Source organism: Rubneribacter badeniensis, from assembly GCF_002899695.1.
GTDB lineage: Bacteria > Actinomycetota > Coriobacteriia > Coriobacteriales > Eggerthellaceae > Rubneribacter > Rubneribacter badeniensis.
The window spans coordinates 1-24520 of the sequence record NZ_PPEL01000046.1 but is presented as its reverse complement, the minus strand read 5'-3'; the positions used below and the strand labels follow the sequence as shown (position 1 = coordinate 24520).

Sequence of the window (24520 nt, the reverse complement as noted above, 5' to 3'; positions counted from 1 at the left end):
CCCGACCCCCTCCGACCTCCCGATCTCCCTCCCAGCTTCCCTGGGCCCCCTCCTGAGTTCCCGACCTCCTTTCCCGACCCCCCTGATCGAAGCCGAGAGTCACACAGCGCGGCACGTCACGCAGCGCGGCGCGCCTGCCAACCCGAACCGCAACCTCCACGCGATCCCCGGTCGGTGCCACGCGCACGCGCAAGCGGGTGTTTCACGTGAAACACCCGCCGAAACCGTCTCGAAGATCCCAACGGCCGCTTTCGGATCAGCCTACGGATCGACCTTCAAACCGGCTTACGAGCGAGGATGCGCGCCTACGCACGTCTCTTCGTCCGCGTCAAGTTCCAACTCGCATGCGTATTCGCGATCGATGGCCCCTTCGCCATGCACGGGATCCACCTCGAACGGCACGCGCTTCGTCACCAGGCTGACCGCCGGTACCACGATCAACGACAGCACCATGGCGAGGGCGCCGCAATTGATGGGCGACGCGATGAGCGGAGTGCCCGCAAGTCCGGCAATCATGTTCCCCGTCGTCAAGCCCACGCCCACGACAAAGCTGGCCCACACGCCCGCGCGCGACACGCGCCGCGAGTACAGCCCCCAGAAAAACGGCCCCAGAAACGCGCCCGCCAGCGCGCCCCACGAGATGCTCATGAGCTGAGCGATGAACGTGATGGATGACGTGTACTGCACAAGCGCAAGCGCCGCCGACACCGCGATGAACGCCACCAGCAGCACGCGCATGCAGCCAAGCTGCCTCTGCTCGCTCATGTCCTTGACGACGTTGTCCTTGATGAGGTCGAGCGTGAGCGTGGACGACGACGTGAGCACCAGGGAGGAGAGCGTAGACATGGACGCGCTCAGCACCAGCACGATGACAATGCCGATGAGCAGGTCGGGCAGCGTGGACAGCATGGTGGGGATGATGGAGTCGTACACCGGCGCGCCCGCTGCCGTCATCTCAACCTGCCCGCCATACAAACGCCCGAACCCGCCCAAAAAGTAGCTGCCTCCCGCCACCACCATGGCGAACACCGTGGAGATGATGGCGCCCTGCTTGATGGCCGGGCCGCTCTTGATGGCGTAGAACTTCTGCACCATCTGCGGCAGACCCCAGGTGCCCAAGCTGGTGAGGATGACGACGCCAATGAGGTCGGGCAGGTTCGGCCCGAAGAAGCTCACGAACGGCCCCGCCATTTCGGAGCCCTCGGCCGGAATGAGCGACAGCGACGTGATGGCCTCGGTGAAACCCCCGTTGTTCGCCAGCACTGCCACGATGACGGCGACGATGCCCGCCAACATGACGATGCCCTGGATGAAGTCGTTCATGACGGTGGCCATGTAGCCGCCCAGCACCACGTAGATGCAGGTGATAACCGCCATGCCGATGACACACACCTCGTAGGGCAGCCCGAACGCCATGCCGAACAGCCGCGACAGGCCGTTGTAGACGCTGGCCGTGTACGGGATGAGGAACACGAAGATGATGGCCGCGGCCGCGATGCGCAAACCCTTCGACCGGTAACGCGCGCCGAAGAACTCGGGCATCGTGGACGCACCCAGGCGGTGCGTCACCTCGCGCGTGCGCGGACCGAGCACCCACCAGGCAAGCAAGCTGCCCAGGATGGCGTTGCCGATGCCGATCCACGTGGCGGCGATGCCGTACTTCCAGCCGAACTGCCCAGCGTAGCCCACGAAGATAACGGCGGAAAAGTAGCTGGTGCCGAATGCGAAAGCCGACATCCACGGGCCCACGTTGCGCCCGCCCAGCACGAACCCGTCGACGCTGCCGGTCGTTCGTCGGCAGTAAATGCCCACGCCCACCGCCGCGCCGACGAAGATGATCACCATGCATAGCTTCTCGATCATAAGATTATCCCGTTCCTCTCAGATGTTTCACGTGAAACATGCGTCTTTCATCACAGCGCATTGTTGCGAGACGCTTCGCGCAAGCGTCTCGCCGAGAGGCGCACATGACCTTGCCGGAACGCGCAAAGACGCACCGAGCAAACCCATGTGCTACAGGTATCGATAGGAATAGTAGGAGATGGCGCGGTAGGAATCGCCGCTTTGGGGTGCCTTGCCGCTGTCGAGCGCGGGCGCGAGGCATTCGGAAGCGCGCGGCGCGAACGCGCAGCACGCGTCGGCGAGGGCGAGCTCGAACCGCCAGCGCTCGTCGACGACGGTGTGCCCCGTATGTCCCTTCGCGGAATGCATGCGCCTACTCTACCACAGTGGAGCGTCGATCAGCAGCAGAAAAACCGCATGCGCTGCTGCCGCGTCGTTGCGACCCGCCCCGACCGACCGCCCCGCCCCGACCGACTCCGACCTGCCCGCCCGCTGATCGCCTCCAGCCGCTACTGGCGCTCAACTCCAAAAACATTGTCGCCCGAAAGACACGTTTCTGAGCCTGAAAACGTGTCTTTCGGGCGACAATGGGTGCGTTGGGCACCTTGGAATGGCGATGTGGACGGCTCAGAGCGTGCCGCGCACGCTCAACGCGCCGTCCACGCCAAACGTTTCTAGTACCGGCTGTCGAAGATGCGCTTCGTCTTCTTCTCCGAGCGCGGAAGCTCGCCCATGGGAACGCCTTTGGCATCGGGCGTGCAGCCGCACTTCGCCTTGAAGATGAGGGCAAGCTCCTCCTGCGCGCGCTCGCGCGCTTCGCCTGTCAGCGGCGTCTCGAACAGCACGGTGAGCACGTCCTTGCCGCTGATGTTCTCGATCATCACCTGGTACTCGCTCGAAGTGCCGTCGGTGGCCGCGATGACCTCCTCCACCTGAGCGGGGAAGATGTTGCAGCCCTTCACCTTGAACATGTCGTCGGTGCGCCCCGTCAGCGTGTCGATGCGCGGATGCCTGCCGCCGTGCGCGCACGCGCAGTCGCCGGGGATGATGCGCGTGAGGTCGTGCGTACGATAGCGAATGAGCGGCGTGCCCTGCTTGCGCAGCGTGGTAAGCACCAGCTCGCCCACCTCACCGTCGGGCAGCGGACGGCCGGTTTCGGGATCGACCACCTCGGCGTACACGTAGTCGGCCCACACGTGCATGCCGTGGTGCTCGGAGCACGAGATGCCGATGCCCGGACCGTACACTTCGGTGAGGCCGTAGATGTCGAAGATCTCCACGCCCAGCTCGCCCGCGATGCGCGCGCGCATCTTGTCGCCCCAACGCTCGCTTCCGATGACGCCCTTGCGCAGGCACAGCTTGTCGCGGATGCCGCGCGCGGCGATCTCCTCGGCCAGAAGCAGCGCGTAAGAGCTGGTGGCGCACAACACGGTGGACTTCAAGTCCTGCATCATCTTCAGCTGCTTCTCGGTGTTGCCGGGCCCCATCGGCACGGCCATCGCGCCCAAGCGCTCGGCGCCCAGCTGAAAGCCGATGCCCGCCGTCCACAAGCCGTACCCGGGCGTGATCTGGATGCGGTCGGTGTTTGTGATGCCTGCCGTCTCGTAGCAGCGCGCGAACTGAACAGCCCAATCGACCACGTCCTGGACCGTGTACGGGATGATGACCGGCGTGCCCGTGGTTCCGCTGGAGCTGTGGATGCGCACGACCTCCTCGTCGGGCACGGCCTGCAGTCCCAACGGGTAGGCGCGGCGCAGGTCGTCCTTCTCGGAGAACGGCAATTTCTCGAAATCCTCTTGGGTTTGGACATCGGTCAAATCGATGTCCGCGAACTTCTCGGCGTAGAAGGCAGAACGGTCTTTGAGGGTTTTGAATTGCTCTTTGACAAGGCCGAACTGCTCGGGCGTAAGTTCCATGGGAAGCCTCCTTCAAGGCGATGGACACGATGATGCGATGGGCACACGTGCACGCGGATTACGGCGTAGATGCGCTTCAAGCTCGCTTGCGCGAGTCTTGAAGCTAAAGCCATCGACCAGCCGTGCCCTGCGGCACGACTTGAAGGATGCAGATGTCGAATGCGTTCGCCATGCGCTTCATTGTAGGCGAAGACGACGCGAATGCAAAGAGGGGAAGCCTCATCGAGAGAGGCATCGCGCGCATCGTGGCGCTGCGGCATCGTGGCGCCGTGCGCTGCGTGCCGTGGAGCCGTGGCGTTGTGGCGCTGTGGCACCGTGCCGTGGCAGCGCGACGCCGTACCCGCGCTGTGGCGCCGTGACGTCGTACGCTGCGGCATCGTGGCACCGCCCCCGCGTCGCTCTCCGCGCCGCAGCGGCGCGTGCCTCCCTTACGCCGTTTCCCGCACCGCCGCGTCGGCGGATTGCAGGTTCATGTCCACGAACTGCGGCTTCACGCATGCGCGGATCGCGCAGCGCAGGTCGTCGAGGGTCAGAGGGAGCCACCCGGTGGCCAGCGCGCACGCCAGCAGCACGGTGTTGAGCACCTTGCGGCCTCCCATCTGCCGCAGGATGCGCCCGTCGTCCACGGCCACGAAGCGCCGGGAGGAACCGCTGTTCAGCAGGGCATCCAAGCGGGCCGCCACCTCCTCGCTACGGTACGGCTCGTTCGACAGCGTCGCCGTCACCGGCTGGATGGCCGTAGTGGCAGACACCAGCACGCCGTTAGGCGCGAGATAGGGCAGCACGCGTGCGCCCTCGGCCGGCTCGAACGCGATGATAAGGTCGGCCGTGCCCTGCGCCACCAGCGGCGCCAGCACCTCCTCGCCCGCATCGCCCATGCGCACATGCGACACCACGCTGCCGCCGCGCTGCGCCATGCCGATCGTCTCGGCCGTGCGCACCTGCCAGCCCTTCTCCTGCGCAGCCTGCGCCAGCACCTTCGCCGCGAGGACGGTCCCCTGCCCGCCCACACCCGCCAACAGCACGTTACGCACAAGGACCTCCTTCCACCGACGGTTCGGCTGCCGCCGACGGGTTCCCCGCCGACCGCTTCGCCGCGATTTCATCCGCAGCAGCGGGGCTTTCCGCCTCCGCAGCCACCTTCCCCGACGGACGCCGCACCGATGAGTTGTCCGACACCCCCTCGCCAGATGTTTCACGTGAAACATCCGTTTGCGATACGGGGATCTCCAGCGCGTTGAACGGGCATATCTGCACGCAGAGGCCGCAGCCGTTGCAAAGGCTCGCATCCACGAACGCTTGGCCGCGCTCCTTGCTCTTCGGGCCGCGCGCGTCGGCGTTAAAGCCGATGCCGGGGCAGCCGATCTCGGTGATGCACTTCTTGCAACCCGTGCATGCGTCCGCGTCCACCTGCGCCGGCGCGCCGGGGCGCACCAGCTGCACGCACGGGCTCTCGAACAGGATAGCCGACGGCCCCTCGAACGCCAACGCCTCGCGCGCCGCAGCCTCGGCCCCGGCGCGGTCGAGCGGATCCGCCCGCACGATGCATTCCACGCCGAGGGCCTCCAGCACGCGCCGGATGGACACCGGCGTGCGGCGCGGCCCCATCAGCGTCACACCCGTACCGGGATGCGGTTGCGAGCCGGTCATGGCGGTGGTGGCGTTGTCCAGCACGCACACGGTGATGTCGTGGCCGTTGTACACGGCGTTCACGACGCCGGTCAGGCCGCTGGCGAAGAACGTGGAGTCGCCCACGAATGCCACGTGCTTCTTCTGCGGCTCGGCCACGGCAAAACCCTGCGCCATCGTGATGCCTGCGCCCATGCACAGGCACGTGTCCACCGCATCGAGCGGCTTGGCGTTGCCCAGCGTGTAGCAGCCGATGTCTCCGCACAGCACGGCGGGCGTTTTCCCCAGCGCGCGCTTCACCGCGTAGAAGCTGCCGCGATGCGGGCAGCCCGCGCACAGCACCGGAGGCCGCACGGGAAGAGTCGCGTCGAACGCAAGCGCGTCCGAAGGAGCGAGCGCGGGCGCGCCCGACCGATCCTTCGCACGGGCCGCCTCATGGACAGCCGAGGTCGCAGCGGCCGCCGAGCCTGCAGAGGCCACCGAAGACGCAGGGGCTGTCGAACCCGCAGCAGCCATCGGAGACACAGCGGCCGCCGAACCTGCCGTAGCCGCCAGTAGATCAGGGGTTGCTGAAGCTGCTGGAACCGCCGAAGTCGCTGAAGATGCAGCGATCTCCGACGGCGCAACAACCGCCGCAGATGTAGCAACCATCGTTTCTGCAGCAGTCTCCGCAGACATCGCCGACGATGTTTCACGTGAAACATCTGACGCGTCGAAAGCAAGTTCCCTCATACCAAAGAATCGCGCGATGCGACATGCGATGTCGTCCACGTCGTTCTCGCCGCGGTCGCGCGCGTCGCCGGTCAGGCGTCCGCGCACCTCGCACGCGGCGCGGCCCTTGCCCGCCAGCACCAGCAGACCGTCCTCCAGCACGTGGTCGAGCTCTTCCAATACCAGCACGCGCTCCAATCCTTCGGCGAACCGCGCCACGGCATCCTCGGGGAAGGGATAGGGCGTCCCCACCTGCATGAACCGATACGATGGAAGCGCAGCGCACGTTGCCGTGTCCTTCGCGCGACCATCCGCAGCACTGTCGTACGCCGCATTGCCGCACACCGCATTCGACCCGGTCACCGCGTCCGCGCCCGCCACCGCGGCATCGCGCGCCGTGCCGCCGGTTTCCGCATTCTCTGCGCCCCATGCTACAGCGCGGGCCTCCAGCATCCGTAGCGCCTCGCGCGCGTACGCCGCCGACACGCCCCCTGCCAAAATGCCCACACGCGCCGTGCCGACAACTTTTTCGCCGGCCCCCGATTCGCAGCCGCTTTTCTCGGCGACGTCTTTCCGAGAAGCGCCTCCTTCGCGAATAGCTTTTTCATCGATGGATGTTTCACGTGAAACATCCATCGCACCGGGCACCCTCTCCGCACCGCACGCTCTCGCTGCAGCTCGCCTACCCTCTGCGCCGCACGTCTCTTCCGCAGCACGTGCCCTCTCTGCGCGGGTCCTCTCCACCGCAGCACGCTCTTCTGCCTCGCCGCACGCTTCCGCGGCACCACCCTCCGGCACTTCAGCTAGCACGTTAAACGCCGCCAGCGCGGGCTCTTCGCAGAAATCGCGCGCGATCAGCCGCAAGCGCTCGTTGATCTCGCCGTGGGCCTCCCATGCGCGGCGCGGGAAGATTACCCACTTGGAATCGCGCACGAAGCCCTCATCGGGGACGGGGCGCGCGTCAGTGACGTCGACCACCTCGAAGAACGTCGAGGCGTGGCAGATACGCGTCGTCGGACGCACGATGACGGGCGTGCCGTAGCGTTCGGACAGATCGAACGCGGCCTTCATCATGGCGAACCCCTCTTCGGGCGTGGAGGGATCCAGCACCGGCAGCTTCGCGAACGCCGCAAACCGGCGCGTGTCCTGCTCGGTCTGCGACGAGATGGGGCCGGGGTCGTCGGCCACGAACAGCACGAGCCCGCCCTTCACGCCCACGTAGTTCAGGCTCATGAGCGCGTCGCTCGCCACGTTCAGTCCCACCTGTTTGCACGTGAACAGGCAGCGCGCGCCGGCATACGCTGCGCCGGCCAAAAGCTCCAGCGCGGCCTTCTCGTTCGTCGACCATTCCACATGCACGTCGCGCGCGGTGCCGGCGGCGTGTAGCTTCGCAATCGTCTCTATGACCTCGGACGACGGCGTGCCGGGATATCCCGCCGCCACGCGCACGCCCGCCTCCAGCGCCGCATGGGCGAACGCCTCGTTGCCCATCAGCAGTTTCTTCGCCATGATCTTCGTTCGCCCCGCTCTCGTCACCTGGTCGAACCGCTCTCGCCATCAGAACAGATGTTTCACGTGAAACATTCCTTTGCGCCATGATAGCAAATGCGCGCGAACCTGCCAGAGCGCATCTGCGAAAGGAACCCGCCGTCACGCGCGAACGCGCACCCCGTTAAAGAGCCTCATAAGCGGCCGCACCTGAGCGCGGATAGCTGGCACACGTTCAGACAAAGGTGGGCGGCGGGCGCGGCACCCAACAAAGGTGGAGCGGGGTGCGCGGCGCCTGATGTCAAAGCGGCACGCGCACCGCCCAATGTCAAATCGAGGTAACGGTTTGGCGACGCGACGATGGCGCGCGCCCGACTTCGATACCATTTCATCCGTTCAGGCATTTCCGAGAGAGAGTAGGTGTCGAATGAAGTGCCCCCTCTGCGCTGTCGATTTGGTTATGAGCGAACGTCAGGGGATCGAGATCGATTACTGCCCGCAGTGTCGCGGCGTATGGCTCGATCGCGGCGAATTGGACAAGATCATCGAACGATCTTCATCGTCCGCGTCTCCCGCCCCCGCGTCGTACACGCCGCCGATGAGTTACGACGACGATTACCGCCGCTCGGACAAGCGCTTCAACAAGCATCCCGATTACGACGACTACCGCAAGCGCCATAAGAAGAAGCGACCTGGCGACTTCCTGAGCGACCTGTTCGAGTTCGGCGATTAGCCGAAACCGCGATCATCCGCGCGCGTCGCCGACACGTGTGACGTTCGGCGGGGTACGAGATACAGGGCACGGGGCGCGGGGTATAGGGCACGGGACGCGGGGCACGGTCAGACTGCGCGCTTCCGCGTCCCGCGCCCGTCGCATTCGCAAGCTGCTTCTGCTCGAACCGCATGTCAAGCGACACGTCGCACGCGCCGCCCGCTCAGCGCGACATCATGTACGGCGTTCGTCTCGTGCTCTAAGCATTCGCGCACAACTTTTCATGGCGCTGCACCTCTGCCGCTACGCCTCTGCCATCGCGGTTTTGAAGTCGATGATCTTCTGGTGCGCCTCGTCGCAGCCGGTGCCCAACATCTGCACGGCCAGGATGGCCGCGTTCTTCGCGCCGTTGATGGCCACGCACGCCACCGGCACGCCGCTGGGCATCTGCACCATCGACAGCAGCGAATCGAGGCCACCGAGGTCGCTCGTCTTCATGGGCACAGTGATCACCGGGTTTGGCGTGTAGGCCGCCACGACGCCGCCCAGATGAGCCGCCTTGCCCGCCGCCGCGATGATGACGCGGATACCGCGCTCGTGCGCGGTGCTCGCCCACTCGTGCACCTCAGCCGGCTTGCGATGCGCGCTCGCCACCTTCACCTCGTAGGGCACGCCGAACTCCTCCAGCTGCTGCATGCACGGCTCCATCGCCGGCATGTCCGACGTGCTTCCCATGATGATGCCCACCACCGGCGCACCCTCGTCCCAAGCCATATCCGCTCCTTCCCAAGCATTCTTCCAACTGCGCGGCCCTCCCGCACAGCGCTTTCCACGCGACATCACGCACGGCGCCTCCATAGAGCGCGTGCGACAGCTCCCAAACGCCGCTCGCACGGCACCCTTCATGCCCCACCAGCACGCACCGATCAGCGGGACGATCCTTGCGGAACCGATATGCACGCCAATCGGCAGATCGCCCTGAGAAACGTACGGATGTTTCACGTGAAGCATCCGGCCCTGCAAGGGACATCGTTCCGTAAGAGACGCCGTCCCGCAAAGGACGCCGTTCCTATTGTACCGCACCGCAGCGCACTCCAACATGGCGCACGCCAATGCGGCACGACGCGGTGCCTACAACGGCCTGTCCTCGGCGAACTCCCGTTCCCCCCACTCGCGCAACGCCTCCAACACGGGAACAAAGCCCTCGCCGCGCGGTGTGAGGCGGTACTCCACGCGCGGCGGCACCTCGCCGAAGTCGTGACGTGAGATAAGGCCGTCGCGTTCCAACTCGCGTAGCTGCTTGGAAAGCGTCGAATCGGAGATGCCGCCGACGCACCGTTTGATGGCGCCGAAGCGCCGCACGCCCTTGATGCCGATGTAGTACAGCAGCTCGATCTTCCAGCGGCCACCCACCACCGCCTGCACCTTGGAAACATAGGGGCACCGCGCCACCAACGCGCCTTGCCTCACCGCCATTCGCCTTCGCCTCCTTGCGCCGAAACACGCCCGACCCGCCCGCCCGCGCCAACGTCGCACGATGGAACCCACCCGATGCGCACACCAACACAGCGTGTTCCTCATGCGCTCCGATCACGAGCCGCCAATCCCCGCCCCCCCCCGCATACACCAGACGATGCGGCAAAAGAGCGGGCGGCGATGTCGCATTCGTCACACGCCGCCGAAATTCCCCTTACTCCAAGAAAAGATAGTACTACTTTTTTCCGTTGCTTTAAGGCACAGTTCCGCGCAAGGCAAACCACAGGAAGGAAACACCATGCATTTCACCGGAACGATTTGGCGACCGCCCTATGAAGCAGGATCGGCGTTGCTGCAGGTCACCGTCGGCTGCACGCACCACCGCTGCCGCTTCTGCTCGCTCTACCAAGACCCGTTCTCGCTTTCGCCGCTCTCCGAGGTGAAAGCCGATCTTGCCGAATTGCAGCGCTTCCATCCGCACGCGCAACGCGTGTGGCTCACCGGCGCGAACCCCTTCGGCATCAGCGAAACAAAGCTCACGCCCATCTTGCAAAGCGTCCGGAAAGCGCTTCCGAACGTGCGAAGCATCGGGGGCTTCGTGCGCATCGGCGATTTGCAGCGCAAGACCGACGCCGACTTGGCGCGCTGGGCCGAACTCGGCGTGGACGGCCTCACCATCGGCGTGGAAAGCGGTCACGACCCTTCGCTCGGCTTCATGGAAAAGGGCCATACGGCGGCCGACATCGTGCAGCAGTGCCGCAGACTTGACGCGGCGGGCATCGGCTATTACTTCTTCTACCTTTCGGGAATGGCCGGAGCCGGACGCTGCATCGAGGCCGCGCAGGCGAGTGCCGAGACATTCAACCAGACGAAGCCGCGCATCATCGGCGTGCTTTCGATGACGCTGTTCCCCGATTCGCGCCTTGCGCTCGACGTGAAGCAAGGCCGTTTCGCCCCCGCCGGCGAACTGGAACGCCTCAAAGAGGTGCGCGAACTGGTTGCGGGCCTTAAAATCGAGACGTTCCTTTCCACCGCGCACGTGTCCGACACCGTTCACGTGGAGGGGATGTTGCCGAACGACCGATCCCGCATCCTCTCGGCCCTCGACCGCGCGATCAACAGCTGCGACGAACGCGCCTTGGAAAACTATCGGCGTCGCGTCCGCTCGCTATGAGGAGGAAGGGCTTGTGGAATTCTCCGGACGCACCTGGCGTCCAGCCTTCGAACGCTGGACGCCCGTCATCGAAGCCACGAGCGGTTGCGCATGGGGCCGCTGTGCGTTTTGCACCCTGTACGAACAGGAACGGTTCCGCGTGGTTCCGCTCGAGCGCTTCTGCCGCGACCTCGACGAACTGAAAGCCGTCGTCCCCTCCGCGCGCCGCCTGTGGCTCACCGGAGGCGACCCCTTCCAAATGGGATTTCGCCACCTCGAAGACCGGGCGCTGGCCGTGCGCGACCGCCTTATCAAAATGCAGACCATCGCCATGTTCGCCTCCGTCCGCGACATCAAGCGCTACAGCGACCGCGAACTGCACCGCCTCTCGCTGCTGCGCGTGGGCGGCTTGGTGATCGGCATGGAGAGCGTCGACGACCGCACGCTCGCCCTCGCGGGCAAAGGGTACACGGCGCGCGATGTGACGGAGCAGTGCCTACGGCTCGAACGGGCGGGGATGGAATACAGCCTCATCTACATGACGGGGCTTGCGGGCGACGGGCGCGGTCGGGCGACGGCGCGACGCACCGTGGAGGCGGTCAACAACCTGCGGCCCCGGTTCTTCGGAACGACCTCGCTCACCATCTTCCCCGGCTCCCGTTTCGAGCGGCGCGTGCGCGAAGGGTCGTTCGCGACCGCGAGCGAAGCCGAGCGGATCGACGAGCTGATCGAGCTTGTGCGCGGCCTCTCCTTCAGGACGTTTTTCGATGCGCGCTCGCCCACGAACGCCATCCCCGTGGCGGGGCTGCTTCCCTATGATCGGGACCGCATCCTCGCAACGCTCGACCACGCCCGCACGCATATCGACGAAGACGCGCTGGCCGCGTACCGCCGCGAGCTTCGCGAACCCTAGCGGTTGACGGCAGGACGATCTGCCCGCCCCCTGATGCTGGTCAGCAAATCCGGAATCGCCGAGGCGGGTTTCACCACACGCAAAAAAAGGGAGCCTTACGGCTCCCTTCGATGTGTGGTGGTCGGAGACGGACTTGAACCGACGGCATGTAACGCCTGTTCAACCCTATAAAACACTGACAGGTCATTTACGAACAACCGAGGGAAACAGAGGGACTTGTTTGACCCCGCAACTCCCTGTAGTCATGTACAGAATTCGTACACGTTACAGAGAGGCACAGTGATGGAGGAGAAGGCACGGAACCTGAGTCTCGATGCGGAGACGCTATATAGCGATCTGGTCAACTTAACCAGTTTGCTACTGGCCGTAGGGGATGCTCTCGAAAACGAGGACAACCTGTATGCCGGAGCGGTTGTTGTAGCACGACATGAGCTTGAAGCTACTTGTGCCTTTTTGCAACGGACGCTGTAACAGCAGAGGCTCCCTACAGGAGCCTCTGCCACTCGAATAGATAAAAGCCGATTTGTTCATGAACCCGTCTTCGCATCGGCTTTGGAGCTGTAGAAGACCTCTTCCCCAGTGAAGCCAATGAGTTTCCTATCGAATACCAACCTTTGGCCGTCAGCGCTTTTCGAAGCCGTTGCCGTTAGGGTAACGCCGTCTTTCTTGAAAAACTGATAGGTATCTCCAGCTTTCTTGAGCTTGCCGCTCATGGCGAAATCTCCCGTTACTTCCCACCTGTCTCCATCAAGCATGAGATTCGCCCACACCTCGCTTCCATCGACAACATCCGTGGCCCGTGCGTACCACGTGCCAGACAGGCCCTGTGTTTCTTTCGAGCAGGAGGAAATCCCCGTGGCCGCAAACGCTCCGACGAAAAGAACAATGAGAGCAAGCGCAGCGAGAGTGGCTATCATACCTGGTGTCCAGAAACGTTTACGGTCGATTGCTTTCTTTTCCATGGCTCGCCCCTTATCGCACGTAGCTCAGAGCCGCTTCGTCGGCTTTGCCTTTGTCTTCCGAGTAGTCCCCCTCCATAAAGGCCACCGTGCCGTCGGCTTTATCGACGCATACGACCTTCGCACCGCCCGCCAAGCTATCCATCTGGTAAACGGCTCCAGTCTCGGCGACAAGCAACCCGTTCTCTACCGTACCCCGCAGCACTAGACCGCCACCGCCATTTCCGCTCATGACTTGGCTTCCAATGTTCCATTCAGAAGCACCGACGCTCAGCGTATACACCACATCGTCCTGCGCGCGATATAGCTTCAATTGTTGCTCATCTGCGGGTGCGGAGTTATCGGAATCGCTTTGCCTGTAGCGCTCGACCGAAGAAGAGCCAGACGAGACGTTTCCCCCAACGTTGCCGCTTGCGTCCCCGCTACGCTGGACACTCCCCTCGCCTATGAGCTTTCCAGCTTTCTTCACCGCTTCGTATCCCACTGGCTCAGTGGCCGTTACAAAAAGTTGCCCCTCGTCAGTGAACCCCCACCAGTTTCCTTCACCGACGTAGCACCTCACCACGTACAGTTCATATCTCTGCGGTATGCCGTACTTTTCAGCCAATTGGCTGAAATTCTCGCAAACAACGCTTGCTTCTCTTGAGCCAGTCGGGCCGTTCTTCCAGCCGCCATAACTACATAGGTAGCTTCCATCGCCATCGAGCAACGCCACGCAGAAGCCTATTCCCCATTCGGTACTTGGAGAGCTTGCTTTCACGGTCAGACCAGCTTCAACAACCAGCGCGTCGTTTTCAACCAGCGTTCCATCCATCGTTTTAACCTGATAACCGCTGTCGTACCAAACGGCCCCCGCTGTAGACCCACTTACGGGGCAATCGGTCGAGAAGGTCCCCTCATTCACATAGTCATCAGCTGTCTTCTCTTGGAGTGCGGGAACCTCTTCGTTTGCCACCTCGGTCGCTTCTTGCTGTGCGCATCCCGCCAACGACATAGCAAGCATCACTCCAAATACCAACCATATGCATCGACGCATCAAGCCCTCCTATCAATAGACATGTAGACACTATATCGCAAATTGTCACTGATATAGGTGTAACTCATAGAGGGCTATCGGAAACGATGTGAGCCTATCGGAGAAAGGCTCACGCATGACAGAACTGGATATAAAGATGAGAACGGGTCTTCGCATCAAGGAACTGCGAGCGAAGACGGGCCTGAGTCAAGAGAGTTTCGCGTGGGGCATCGGAATGGCAAGGACGTACTTCGCAGAAGTGGAGACGGGCAAACGCAACACATCACTTGTCAACCTTGAGCGAATAGCGAACGGCCTCGGGGTGACCTTGGCAGAGTTCTTCAACTCGGAGTTGTTCGACAAATAGTATTGGCCGCCCACCAAGCCACCACTCGAATGCGATTGTTGCAACAATCGCCTCGCACGACTATCAAAGCCGAAAGAAATCGAATAGCTAATGAAAAGGGAGCCTTGCGGCTCCCTTCGATGTGTGGTGGTCGGAGACGGACTTGAACCGCCGGCACGGGGATTTTCAGTCCCCTGCTCTACCAACTGAGCTACCCGACCGGAAACGCCTCATCGGCGCGAGACGATATTGTACCGGTCGCCCGCCCGCCGGTCAAGCGCTCCCCCGAAAATGTTTCACGTGAAACATTCGAGCGCGGGCGCGGCGGCGCGGCGCGCGGCGGCGGCGCGACAGGAGAGCGCACGGGATACACGAACCGCATGGACAGGCCGCACGGGCGGCACCCCTCCAAGCGCAACCCCGCAGCCACCGCCCGCTACTTGCACGCGCAGCCTTCGCCGAACAAAAGCTCCCGCTCCTCGCCGGTAAGCGCGGCGCGAGCCTGATCGCGCAGGTTGTTCACACCGATGAAGAACTGGCGCATCATCACCACCATGAGGTAGCGACCGTGCGGCGTGAGCGTCAACTCGTCGCGCGTGTCGCGGTCGAACGCGCCCGCAGCCTTCATGAACGCCATCTCCACAGGCAGCCCCGCCTCCACCGTGCAGCCGAAATCGCGCTCCCACGCCACCTTGTCCAGCCGCAGCCCGAACAGCTGCATCATGAACCGGTAGCGCATGCGGTCGCGCTTGCTGAACGTCGTCTTGCCCATGAGCGACATGCGGCCGGATTCGATGGCCGCATTGTAATCCTTCACCGAGAACGTGTTCACATACAAGCTCTCGCCCAGATACGTGATGCCGCCCGATCCGATGGCCGGGTACTCCTCGTAATCCACCACGTACTCGTCGATCATCGCACGCGGGGCTTCCGCAGGTCCACCAACGTCAGCGAGGGTTTCCCCAGTGCCCTGCATCGTGGGGATGGCGGAGGCGTAGCGTACCTCGGTACGTGAGCCTCCGACATCGCCGCGAGGCGGGGTGCTGGGGGAAGCCGCAGCGTCGGCCCGTTCCGTCGGCTGGCAAGCCGACGGAACCGACAGGCGATTGAACGTCCACGCCGAACCGTGCTCGAACAGCGGGTCGCTACCGCCGGTCAAAAGCTCGCAGATGATTTCGTAGAAACGCTGTTCGCGACGATAATCCACCGGACCCACGGTGCGCGCCAGCGAGCGCGCCACACTCGGCGACGCCATAAGTGGGTAGAACGTGGTTTGGCTCGCGCCGCTTTCCACCACGCGCTCGATGTCGCTGATGAGGATGTCCTCGGTCTGCGCAGGGAAGTTGAAGATCATGTCCGCGTTCATCGAGACGAAGTACGGGCTGGCCTCCTGGATACGCTCCATGATCTCCTGCCCGCAGCCGTACTTGTCAAAGCGGTCCATCTGCTTGAGCAGCCCGTCATCGAAGCTCTGCACACCCACGGACAGACGCTGCACGCGACCCTGCAGCTTGTCCAGATACGACGGGATCAGGTGGTTCGGGTTCGTCTCGCTCGACACCTCTTTGAGGGAGAACGTCTCGCGCGCCAGATCAATGGTGTCGCACAGCTCGTCGATCATGATGGTGGGCGTACCGCCGCCCACGTACAAGCTCTCAAAATCGTAGCCCAGCTCTTTCAGCATCATCATCTCGCGGCGCATGTTCGCGAAGTACGGACGCGCGCGCTCCTCTGAGAACGGGAAGCGGTTGAAGCTGCAGTACGGGCACAGCCGCTCGCAGAACGGCACGTGCATGTACAGCATGTACTTCTGCCCCGGCGCAGGCGCGGGCACCCGCGCGTCATCAGTGGGCCGAAGCTTCAGGTAGCGCTTCGTGCATTCCCGCACGACGGAGGTGAGCAAACGTTCAGACAGCATCAGGCGCTCCACGCGTCGCGACCGGCAGCAGCGCGTTTGCCGATGTCGGAACGGTACTGCTTGCCCTCAAAATTGATGAGATCGCACGCCTCGTAGGCTTTTTCGCGCGCCTCGTCGAACGAATCGCCCAGCGCCACCACGTTGAGCACGCGCCCGCCGGCAGTGACCAGCTCGTCGTCGAAGTTCTTGGCCGTGCCGGCATGGAACACCGTCACGCCCTCGATCTGCTCGGCCTCATCGATGCCGAGGATGACCTTGCCCTTCTCGTACGATCCCGGATAGCCTTCGCTCGCCAGCACCACGCACACCGCCCACTGCTCGCTCCAACGCAGGTCGATGTCGCCAGGACGCCCCTCGGCCACGGCCATCATGATGTCCACCAGATCGGTCTCCAAACGCGGCAGCACCACCTGCGTCTCGGGATCGCCGAAACGCGCGTTGAACTCAAGCACCTTCGGGCCTTCGGGCGTGAGCATGAAACCGCCGTACAGCACGCCGCGGTAGTCGCAGTCGAACTCCTCGGCCGTCGCGGCAGCCGCCTTCTCCATGATCTCGTGCATGGACGCCAGCTCGTCAGGCGTGACGATGGGCACCGGCGAGTACACGCCCATGCCGCCCGTGTTCGGCCCGCGGTCGCCGTCGAACGCGCGCTTGTGATCCTGCGCCGTGGCCATGCAGTGCGCTTTGCCGCCGCTCACGAACGCAAGCAGCGAGCACTCCGGACCGGTAAGGCACTCCTCGACCACCACGGTGGAGCCCGCCTGCCCGAACGCGCCGTCGAAGCAATCGCGCAACGCCTCTTCGGCGTCTTCCACGTCCTCGGCCACCACGACGCCCTTGCCCGCAGCCAAGCCGTCGGCCTTCACCACGATGGGCGCACCCAGCTCGCGCACGTAGGCGAGCGCCGGTTCAAGCTCGGTGAAGCTCGCGTAGCGCGCGGTGGGAATGCCATGGGCCTCCATGAACTCCTTGCTGAACGTCTTGCTGCCTTCCAGCTGGGCACCCTGCGCGTCGGGGCCGAACACGGCCACGCCCGCAGCGCGCAGCACGTCGGCCACGCCCGCCACCAGCGGCGCCTCCGGGCCCACGACCACCAGATCGATGCCGTGCTCCTCGGCGAACGCCAGCACCGCCCGACCGTCCTCCACGTCAAGGCCGCTCACATTGCGCGCGATGCCCTCCGTGCCGCCGTTGCCGGGAGCCACGTACAGGTTGTCGGTGCGCGGGGATCTCGCAAGCGCCCACACGATGGCATGCTCGCGACCGCCGCCGCCCAGCACCAAGATGTTCATACCAGTTCCTTTCAAACCCAAAACCGCTTTGGCAATCCGATGTTTCACGTGAAACATCGAGATATCCTGCAGGTCGTTCGCACAGTCAGCGAGAAGCGCCGACGGCCCGAAACCGCGGGGATGGCGAGGGCAGTGCGCGCAACGGGCACGCAAGCCGTCGGCATCGCCGCGAGATCAGGCGCATCGACGCTTCGCAGCGCCGTCCGTTCCGCCCCTCGGCAGAACGGCGAAACCTCACCGATCCCAGCCGCGCATGATCGTCTGATCGCGATCGGGCCCCACGGCGATGATGCTGATGCGCACGCCGGTGATCTGCTCCAAGTACTCCACGTAACGCTGCGCGTTCTCGGGAAGCTCCTCGAACGTGCGGCAGCCGGTGATGTCGACGCCCTTCCATCCCGGCAACTCCTCGTACACGGGCTTCGCGTGGAAGAGCACGCTCTGCTGCATGGGGAAGTAGTCGTAGGTTTTGCCGTCGCACTCGTAGGCCGTGCACACCTTCACGGTGTCGAACGCCGAGAGCACGTCAAGCTTGGTGAGCGCCACGTCGGTGAGGCCGTTCACCTCGGCCGCGTAGCGCGCGATCACCGCGTCGAACCAGCCGCAGCGGCGCTTGCGCCCCGTCGTCACCCCGTACTCGTGGCCCACTTCGCACAGAAGCGCGCCGGCTTCGGCCTCTTCGCCCGTGCCGCCGTCTTCGGCGTAGCGCTGCTCGGTGGGGAAAGGACCGCCGCCCACGCGCGTGATGTAGGCTTTCTGGATGCCCAGCACGCGGTCGATGGCCGTGGGGCCCACGCCCGTGCCCGTGGCCGCGCCGCCCGCGCAGCACGACGACGAGGTAACATAAGGGTACGTGCCGTGGTCGATGTCCAAAAGCGTGCCCTGCGCGCCCTCGAAGAGGATGGACTTGCCCGCGCGCACGGCCTCGTTCAGAAGCTGCGCCGTCTCGGCCATGTAGGGTTTCAGGATGCGCGCGTAGGGAAGGTACTCTTCGCAGATCTCGTCCACCGTGTAGGTGTGCAGCCCGTAGATCTTCTGCAAGACGGGGTTCTTCTGCGCGAGCGCCGTTTCCAGCTTCAACCGGAAGATCTTCTCGTCCAGCAGATCCTGCACGCGGATGCCCTTGCGGGCCACCTTGTCCTGGTAGCACGGGCCGATACCGCGCTTGGTGGTGCCGATCTTGTTGTCGCCAAGGCGCTTCTCGTCCGCGCCGTCGAAATCCTTGTGGTAGGGCATGATGATGTGCGCGTCGCAGCTGATCTTGAGGTTCTTGCACGAGATGCCCTCGGCCTCGAGCATGGCCATCTCCTTGATGAGCACGCCGGGGTCGATCACCACGCCGTTGCCGATCACGGGCGTGGCATGCTCGTACATCACACCGGAGGGCATGAGGTGCAGCGCCAGCTTCTTGTCTCCGTGGATGACCGTGTGACCGGCGTTGTTGCCACCTTGGTAGCGCACCACATAGTCGTATTCGCGCGCAATGAGGTCGGTGATCTTGCCTTTGCCTTCGTCTCCCCATTGAGCGCCGACGAGCACTGTTCTCGGCATGATGTGTCCTTTCGAGGTTGCCTACCCACAGGGCAACAGTATATTACAGTTCCACTTCGTTGAGCGTCGGATCGGCGGCGCGCAAAGTTTCGACGATTTCTTCATGGCACGTGAACAGGATCACCTGACGACGCCTTGCCAGCTCGGCCAAGGCCTCGGCCGCCCCGACACGACGAGCCGAGTCGAAGTTGACGAGGATGTCGTCGGCCAAGATGGGAATGGCGCGACCCACGTTGTCGGCCTCCATGAGAAGCGCGATGCGCAGCGCCAAATACAGCTGCTGGCACGTGCCCAAAGACAGATGAGCGGGGTCGCGCGTGGTCTTGACGGCGTCGGCAACTTCCAAGCATCCGTCGCAGGACAGGGACACCTTCGTCCACCGCCCGTTGGTCATGAGCGAGAGCAGACGGCTGGCCTGGCGATACACCTGCGGCTGGCTCTTGCTTTCCCATGCGGCGATGGCCGATTCCAGCATGCGCCTCGCCAACAGCAGACGCGCGTAGTCTTGCGCGCTCTCGTCAAGGCGCGTGCGCACCTGCTGGTAGCGCAGCTTGAGCTCGTCGAAATCGCGCATATGCTTGGCGCGGGACAGCTCCTGCTTCAGTTCGCCGTAGCGCCGGTTCAAGCCCTCGCTCGCCTCGCGAAGCCCCGCGCGCTGCCGCGTCTTCTGATCGATGGCCCTGTCGATAGCCTCCACCGTGGCCTCGGCGGGCATGCCAATACGCTCGAACAGACGACGGCGCTGGCGTCGCGCGGAAGAAAGACGCTCCTCAAGCGACGTGCGGCGAGATACGATCGCCTGGCAACGCTGTTGGTGCAGACTGAGCTCGGAGCGCGCATGCTGCGCCTCGTCGAGCAGCGTCCGCGAACGGCGCAGCGACCCCTGCGCCTCGTCCAACCCTACCGCGTCAAGCTGGACGCGGGCGCGCTCCCTGAAGGCGGCGCGGCTCTCGAGGCACGCTTCGAGCTTCTTTTTATCCTGCAGCATCACCCAGTGGGCGTCCTGCTTGCGCGCCTCCTTGGCTTCGACCTCCTTGTCGGGCCTGAACAGCATGACCAACGCCGCCAAAGCCAGCATCACGGCGAACACGAGCAAGCCCACGCCGAGCGCCGTGAACGAAAGACTGGCGATCTCGCGGCCGTGCGCGAACAACGGCACGCCCGCCAGCACGAACACGAGCGGCAACACGATGGACAGCCCCACCTGCACGCTGCGCTGACGGCGACGGCGCTCGCTCTCGCTTCGCTCGTCTTCGGATTCCAGCAACGCCTCGTAGGCCGCCTTCGACGTGGCGAAATTGTCCTGCGCGAGGTCCACCGCGTGATCGCATTTCGCCTCTTCCACGGCAAGGGCCTCTATTTGGTCGCGCAATGCGCGCTCGTCCGAAGGATCGAGCGACGCAAGCGCCGATGCGCCGGCATCCTCTGTGCGGCGCTCCATCACAAGCGCCTCCTCGTCGTCACGCAAGCCGACGATCTGCTCCTGTAACTCGTCGATCTCGTGATCGAGCTTTTCGGCATTGGCCCGTTGGGCAACGAGCAGCTCGATGGCCGCGTTCAGGTCGTCAAGGCTCGCGTTCAAGTCGTCGCGCTGCGGCCCGAGGTCGCGAAACTCCTTGTCCTCGCGTTTGAAACGCTCGGCTTCGTCGGCGGCACGGGCGATGGCCGCGCGTAGCTCGTCTTGCTCGGACATCAGACGCACAAGCGAATGCTCGATGCCCGCAGCCCGCGACGTGTACTCGGCCAAGCGTTCCTGCACCTCCGAGAGCGCGCGGGCGGGCGAAGCGCCGGTGCCCGACCCCGCCGTGAGCAGCTTCGCCGTGACGTCGGTGGTGTTGCGCAGGCTGCGCAGCTCGTCGCTTGTGAGCGAGAACATGGTGCGGAACGTCTCTTTGTCGATATCCCCCACGATCGACGAGTCGCCTTGCAGCCCTTCGCTGTTGCGGGCGCGGGAAAGCTCGATCTCGCGGGTTGTTTCAAGGCCACTCATTGCCGCTGGAGTCGTCGAGGCCTCCGATTGACCAGTGCCTTTCTCCTCCGGCAGCGGCCCTTCCTCTCCAGCCGGCTCTTCGTCGGCTACAGCCGAGAAGAACAACGACCCCGCCCTCTCGGCATTGGCCGGACGGTAGGTGTTGCGGTTTCCGCGGGCCTCCTCCCAGCCGAACAGCACACCGCCCACGAACGACGCGAGCGTGGTCTTCCCCGCCTCGTTGCGACCGAACACCACGTTGAGGTGCGGCCCGAACGGCCCCACGACGCGATCGGTGAACGCGCCGAAGCTCTGCAGCTTGATATGCTCGAGGAACGGCGCCTTCATCGCTCGTCTCCTTGCAACAAGAGATCGAGCACAAGGTTCTCCGCATCTTCGGCCAGCTCGTCGATCATGCGCGTGTAAGAGCTGGGAAGCTGCACGTTCTTGCGCAAGAACTCGTCTTGCAGAAAGGCCACCGCGTCGTCGGGGTTGCGCCGTTGCGCTTCGGCCACCTGCAGAAACACGGATGGGAACAGACCTTCCGCACGCAGCGCGTCCTTGTCGCGCGGCAAAACGGTGGCGTCCACGAGCGCGTCGCAGAAGAACTCGGAGTACGCGTCGTTCACATGCTTGCGCAGCTCGCACAGCACGTCGGGGCGCTCCAAGAGAACGTGCAGCGGGGTGGCTCCCTCAAGGACGATGCGCGCCACCATCTCCTCGCACCGCGCCTTGCCGTTCTCGCGGAACAGCTCGCGCATGATCTTGTCGGTGACGTCGGGCAAGTTGGAACAGTCGGACACGTCCACACGCATGCGCTGCCACACCACGCTGGCCGTGGGGATGAACTCGATCTCATTCGCGAAACCCTCGCGCAGCGTCACCTGGAATACGCCGCGCTCGCCCGTCTCCCTGATATCGCGCCCCTGGATGCAACCCGAGAACGCGATGCGCGGATCGTCAAACGAAGGGTAGGCGTATTTTTGATGGATGTGCCCGAGCGCCCAGTAATCCATGCCCGCCCTCATGAGCGTCTCGGGATCGACCGGCGCCTTCACAGGATCGAGATGCAGTCCAGCATGCAGCACGCCCACGGCGAACGGAGCCTCGCTCGCCTCCGGATGCGCGCCCGCAAGCGCGGAGATCGCGGCTGCGCGCGTCACCCCTTCGGCGATGCATTCGTCAGCGGGCCACGTCTGGTTGTAGTACCCCCGTCCGGCGATAAGGCACAAAGGCTTGCCGTCGCGCTCGAACAGTTCGAAGCCGGGACGGTCGCCGGGAAGCATGACGGCGTTCGGAGGCAGCGAGAAGAACTCGTGCTGCCACGACGTGTACGGATCGTGGTTGCCAGTCACGAGGTACGCGGGAATGCCCGCCGCGTCCAGGCGCTTGAGGCCTTCGAAGAAGTGCAGGTAGTCGCCATAGGACGGTCGCGCCGAATCGAAGATGTCGCCCGCGATCACCACGAAATCCACCTCGCGCACGATCGCGGCGTCGATGACGCGATCGTACGCCTCGGCGATGGCCGAGAGCAGACGGTCGGCCCACGCGTCCGAAAGCGCCCGCAAGCCGCGGAAGGGCGCGCCGAGGTGCAGATCGGCGGCATGGATGAATGTGACGCGTTCGGACATGGCCCCAGTGTAGCGCGAAAACGCCGCGCGGGAGCTTTACATCATGCCGCCCACGCGCGAATCGTCGATGAAATCCATGAAACGGGTGTACTCGGCGTTGAACGCGAGCGGTATGTCGCGCGTAGGGCCGTTGCGGTGCTTCGCCACGATGAGCTGGGCCGTGCCCAAGTCAGGGCGATCCTCGCTCTCGGCCTCGGCCTCGTCCATGCTTCGATCGATGAAGGCCACGATGTCGGCGTCCTGCTCGATGGAGCCCGACTCGCGCAGGTCGGACAGCATTGGGCGCTTCTTGCCGCGCATCTCCACGGCGCGCGAAAGCTGCGACAGGGCGATCACGGGCATGTCCATCTCTTTCGCGAGCACTTTGAGGCCGCGCGATATCTCGCCCACCTCGACGGCGCGGTTGCCGTCGGCGCGGGCCTTGGGAGGCTGCATGAGTTGCAGGTAGTCGACGACGATAAGCCCCTTCTCGGCATCGCGCAGCTCGCGGCGGGCTTTCGCGCGCAGCTCGAGGATGGACAGCGCCGGGGTGTCGTCGATGTAGATGTTGAGGTTCGACAGCTCGCTCGACGCTTGCACGATGGCCGCCCAGTCGGCGTCGTGCACCTTGCCGGCGCGCACGTTCGCCAAGCTCACGCGCGCCTCGGCGCACAGGATGCGCTGCACCAGCTGCGACGCGCTCATCTCCAGCGACAGGAACGCCACCGTCGCGCCGAGCTTCGCCGCGTTGGTGGCCAAGTTGAGGGCGAACGACGTCTTGCCCACGCCGGGGCGAGCGGCCAAGATGACGAGGTCGCCGCCGCGGAAACCATGGAACAGGTCGTCGACGTCCCGGAAGCCCGACGCCACGCCAACGATCTTGTTCTCCTGGGCCGCCACCTTCTGGATTTCCTCGTACGCGTCCATTACGAGCGTGTTCATCTTTTGAAACGACGACGACACGCGCTTTTCCGTGACGTTGAACAGCGTTTTCTCCGCATCCTCGACGACGGAGTCCAGGTCGTCGGGCGCGTCGTAGGCCAACGATTTGATGGACTCGGAAGCGCGGATGAGGTCGCGAAGGATGGACGTGCGCTTGACGATCTCCACATGGTTCTGCCAGTTGGTCAGCGCGAACGTGTTGTCCGCGAGCTCGAGCAGATACGCCTTGCCGCCCACGGCCTCAAGCTGGCCTGTGCCTTTGAGGTTGTCGGCCAAAGAGATATGGTCGATGGGGATATGGCGGGAGTACAAGTCGAGCATCGACTCGTAAATACGCTGATGCGACGCGCGGTAGAAATTGTCGGGAACAAGCTTCGCGGCCACCTCTTCGATGGCCTCCTGCGTGAGCATGCATGCGGCCAGAACCGATTTCTCGGCCTCGATGTTCTGAGGTTCGAGTTTGCGGCGGTCGGCAACCTCCCCTTCGGGAGCGAAGTCTGCATTGTAAGGGGCGATGGGGCCGGGCATGCGCTCTCTTTCTCTCGTTCGCGGAAGACCCTATGATACTTCATCGAAGGCCTTCAAGCGAGTGGCCCGCACGGGCATGAACGAATCGTTTGCCTTTCCTCCCACAACCGCTTTCGCGACCCCTTTCGCAACCTCGGCGAAGAGAACGGGCGAAGCCATGCAAGCGCCCGGATGTTTCACGTGAAACATCCGGGCGCGAACAGGGCATACGGATATGAAAACCGAACGTCTACGCTAAACCACCGTTGACAGAGGCTGGGACGGCGCGCCAGGCAAGGCCCCGCCGGTGCTTCGGAAAGCCCTGCCCATCGGACGGAGAGGGACCTTCCGAAGCGCCCGACCAAGGGAAGCTCGGCTCGATATTCTTCCGACAAGGAAAGAATACAACATCAGTACGACGCATTAGCAAAGAAAACTTTGGTTGGTACCGTCAAGAATCTTGCGCACTTTTCCGACAGCCTCATAAGCCCGCCGTCCGGTGCGGCTACCCCTCCAGCAGAGTCACGTCCAGATAGCGCCTCGAGCCCCACTCGCTCTCGGCCACGTACTT

The 24520-nt window shown here is 63.9% G+C and carries 21 protein-coding genes and 1 tRNA gene; 6 read left to right on the top strand and 16 right to left on the bottom strand.

All coding sequences use genetic code 11. The features are described 5' to 3' along the window. Positions 1–285 precede the first annotated feature (285 nt). The 3 genes from C2L80_RS08305 to C2L80_RS08295 form a co-directional block, all read right to left on the bottom strand. Positions 286–1863: a sodium:solute symporter family protein gene (locus C2L80_RS08305; protein ID WP_087197952.1), complete on the bottom strand. Its 1578-nt coding sequence runs from the start codon at positions 1861–1863 to the stop codon at positions 286–288. Between the two features lie 150 nt (positions 1864–2013). Beyond that, positions 2014–2211 (bottom strand): hypothetical protein, encoded by a 198-nt coding sequence (locus C2L80_RS08300; RefSeq protein WP_087197951.1) that lies wholly within the window; start codon positions 2209–2211, stop codon positions 2014–2016. Positions 2212–2516: 305 nt separating this feature from the next. Next, positions 2517–3758 carry a phenylacetate--CoA ligase family protein gene (locus C2L80_RS08295; RefSeq protein WP_103263001.1) on the bottom strand — a complete coding sequence of 414 codons (1242 nt, stop codon included), beginning with the start codon at positions 3756–3758 and terminating at the stop codon, positions 2517–2519. 152 nt (positions 3759–3910) lie between these two features. Here C2L80_RS08295 and C2L80_RS08290 point away from each other — a divergent pair, with 152 nt between their 5' ends. Continuing rightward, a complete protein-coding gene (locus C2L80_RS08290; protein ID WP_087197947.1) occupies positions 3911–4117 on the top strand; it encodes a hypothetical protein in 207 nt (68 codons plus the stop codon). Between the two features lie 69 nt (positions 4118–4186). On the opposite strand, the gene C2L80_RS08285 is transcribed toward C2L80_RS08290, so the two are convergent. Together C2L80_RS08285 and C2L80_RS14350 are read right to left on the bottom strand one after the other, a co-directional pair. Beyond that, the gene (locus C2L80_RS08285; RefSeq protein ID WP_103263000.1) at positions 4187–4792 is read right to left on the bottom strand and encodes an indolepyruvate oxidoreductase subunit beta; all 606 of its coding nucleotides are present in this window, start codon (positions 4790–4792) and stop codon (positions 4187–4189) included. Beyond that, positions 4785–7607 carry a thiamine pyrophosphate-dependent enzyme gene (locus C2L80_RS14350; RefSeq protein WP_239938836.1) on the bottom strand — a complete coding sequence of 941 codons (2823 nt, stop codon included), beginning with the start codon at positions 7605–7607 and terminating at the stop codon, positions 4785–4787. Before C2L80_RS14350 ends, C2L80_RS08285 begins: the two co-directional genes overlap by 8 nt. A gap of 406 nt (positions 7608–8013) precedes the next feature. Here C2L80_RS14350 and C2L80_RS08270 point away from each other — a divergent pair, with 406 nt between their 5' ends. Further along, positions 8014–8319: a TFIIB-type zinc ribbon-containing protein gene (locus C2L80_RS08270; RefSeq protein WP_092197766.1), complete on the top strand. Its 306-nt coding sequence runs from the start codon at positions 8014–8016 to the stop codon at positions 8317–8319. 282 nt (positions 8320–8601) lie between these two features. Here the strand turns inward: C2L80_RS08270 and purE are convergent, their stop codons facing one another. Both purE and C2L80_RS08260 read right to left on the bottom strand, forming a co-directional pair. Then, positions 8602–9072, bottom strand: a complete 471-nt coding sequence (purE, locus tag C2L80_RS08265; protein ID WP_103262999.1) for a 5-(carboxyamino)imidazole ribonucleotide mutase — start codon at positions 9070–9072, stop codon at positions 8602–8604. A 357-nt stretch (positions 9073–9429) separates the two neighbouring features. Then, the gene (locus C2L80_RS08260; RefSeq protein ID WP_087197938.1) at positions 9430–9774 is read right to left on the bottom strand and encodes a winged helix-turn-helix transcriptional regulator; all 345 of its coding nucleotides are present in this window, start codon (positions 9772–9774) and stop codon (positions 9430–9432) included. A gap of 298 nt (positions 9775–10072) precedes the next feature. Here C2L80_RS08260 and C2L80_RS08255 point away from each other — a divergent pair, with 298 nt between their 5' ends. From C2L80_RS08255 to C2L80_RS08245, 3 genes are all read left to right on the top strand, one after another. After that, positions 10073–10948, top strand: coding sequence for a radical SAM protein (locus C2L80_RS08255; RefSeq protein WP_092200425.1), 876 nt, complete (start codon positions 10073–10075; stop codon positions 10946–10948). A 13-nt stretch (positions 10949–10961) separates the two neighbouring features. Next, positions 10962–11840 carry a radical SAM protein gene (locus C2L80_RS08250; RefSeq protein WP_157941042.1) on the top strand — a complete coding sequence of 293 codons (879 nt, stop codon included), beginning with the start codon at positions 10962–10964 and terminating at the stop codon, positions 11838–11840. A gap of 282 nt (positions 11841–12122) precedes the next feature. Then, positions 12123–12311 carry a hypothetical protein gene (locus tag C2L80_RS08245; RefSeq protein ID WP_092200431.1) on the top strand — a complete coding sequence of 63 codons (189 nt, stop codon included), beginning with the start codon at positions 12123–12125 and terminating at the stop codon, positions 12309–12311. Between the two features lie 56 nt (positions 12312–12367). Here C2L80_RS08245 and C2L80_RS08240 read toward each other — a convergent pair whose 3' ends face one another. Both C2L80_RS08240 and C2L80_RS08235 read right to left on the bottom strand, forming a co-directional pair. Continuing rightward, a complete protein-coding gene (locus C2L80_RS08240) occupies positions 12368–12802 on the bottom strand; it encodes a hypothetical protein (protein WP_103262998.1) in 435 nt (144 codons plus the stop codon). 10 nt (positions 12803–12812) lie between these two features. Then, positions 12813–13754: a hypothetical protein gene (locus C2L80_RS08235; RefSeq protein WP_129589923.1), complete on the bottom strand. Its 942-nt coding sequence runs from the start codon at positions 13752–13754 to the stop codon at positions 12813–12815. A gap of 196 nt (positions 13755–13950) precedes the next feature. Here C2L80_RS08235 and C2L80_RS08230 point away from each other — a divergent pair, with 196 nt between their 5' ends. Further along, the gene (locus tag C2L80_RS08230; protein ID WP_103262997.1) at positions 13951–14181 is read left to right on the top strand and encodes a helix-turn-helix domain-containing protein; all 231 of its coding nucleotides are present in this window, start codon (positions 13951–13953) and stop codon (positions 14179–14181) included. Between the two features lie 124 nt (positions 14182–14305). On the opposite strand, the gene C2L80_RS08225 is transcribed toward C2L80_RS08230, so the two are convergent. From C2L80_RS08225 to dnaB, 7 genes are all read right to left on the bottom strand, one after another. Then, positions 14306–14381: transfer RNA gene (locus C2L80_RS08225), tRNA-Phe, on the bottom strand. A gap of 215 nt (positions 14382–14596) precedes the next feature. Continuing rightward, positions 14597–16078 (bottom strand): radical SAM protein, encoded by a 1482-nt coding sequence (locus C2L80_RS08220; protein ID WP_092200456.1) that lies wholly within the window; start codon positions 16076–16078, stop codon positions 14597–14599. Beyond that, a complete protein-coding gene (gene purD, locus C2L80_RS08215) occupies positions 16078–17370 on the bottom strand; it encodes a phosphoribosylamine--glycine ligase (protein WP_092200440.1) in 1293 nt (430 codons plus the stop codon). The genes C2L80_RS08220 and purD overlap by 1 nt, the downstream gene beginning before the upstream one ends. A gap of 234 nt (positions 17371–17604) precedes the next feature. Beyond that, a complete protein-coding gene (locus C2L80_RS08210) occupies positions 17605–18921 on the bottom strand; it encodes an adenylosuccinate synthase (RefSeq protein WP_092200443.1) in 1317 nt (438 codons plus the stop codon). A gap of 43 nt (positions 18922–18964) precedes the next feature. Continuing rightward, on the bottom strand, positions 18965–21238 hold the full coding sequence (locus C2L80_RS08205; protein WP_103262996.1) for an AAA family ATPase: 2274 nt from the start codon (positions 21236–21238) through the stop codon (positions 18965–18967). Beyond that, complete coding sequence (locus C2L80_RS08200) at positions 21235–22521, bottom strand: metallophosphoesterase family protein (RefSeq protein ID WP_087197915.1); 1287 nt, start codon at positions 22519–22521, stop codon at positions 21235–21237. Before C2L80_RS08200 ends, C2L80_RS08205 begins: the two co-directional genes overlap by 4 nt. Before the next feature lie 36 nt (positions 22522–22557). Next, positions 22558–23970, bottom strand: coding sequence for a replicative DNA helicase (dnaB, locus tag C2L80_RS08195; RefSeq protein ID WP_087197913.1), 1413 nt, complete (start codon positions 23968–23970; stop codon positions 22558–22560). Between the last annotated feature and the right edge of the window lie 550 nt (positions 23971–24520).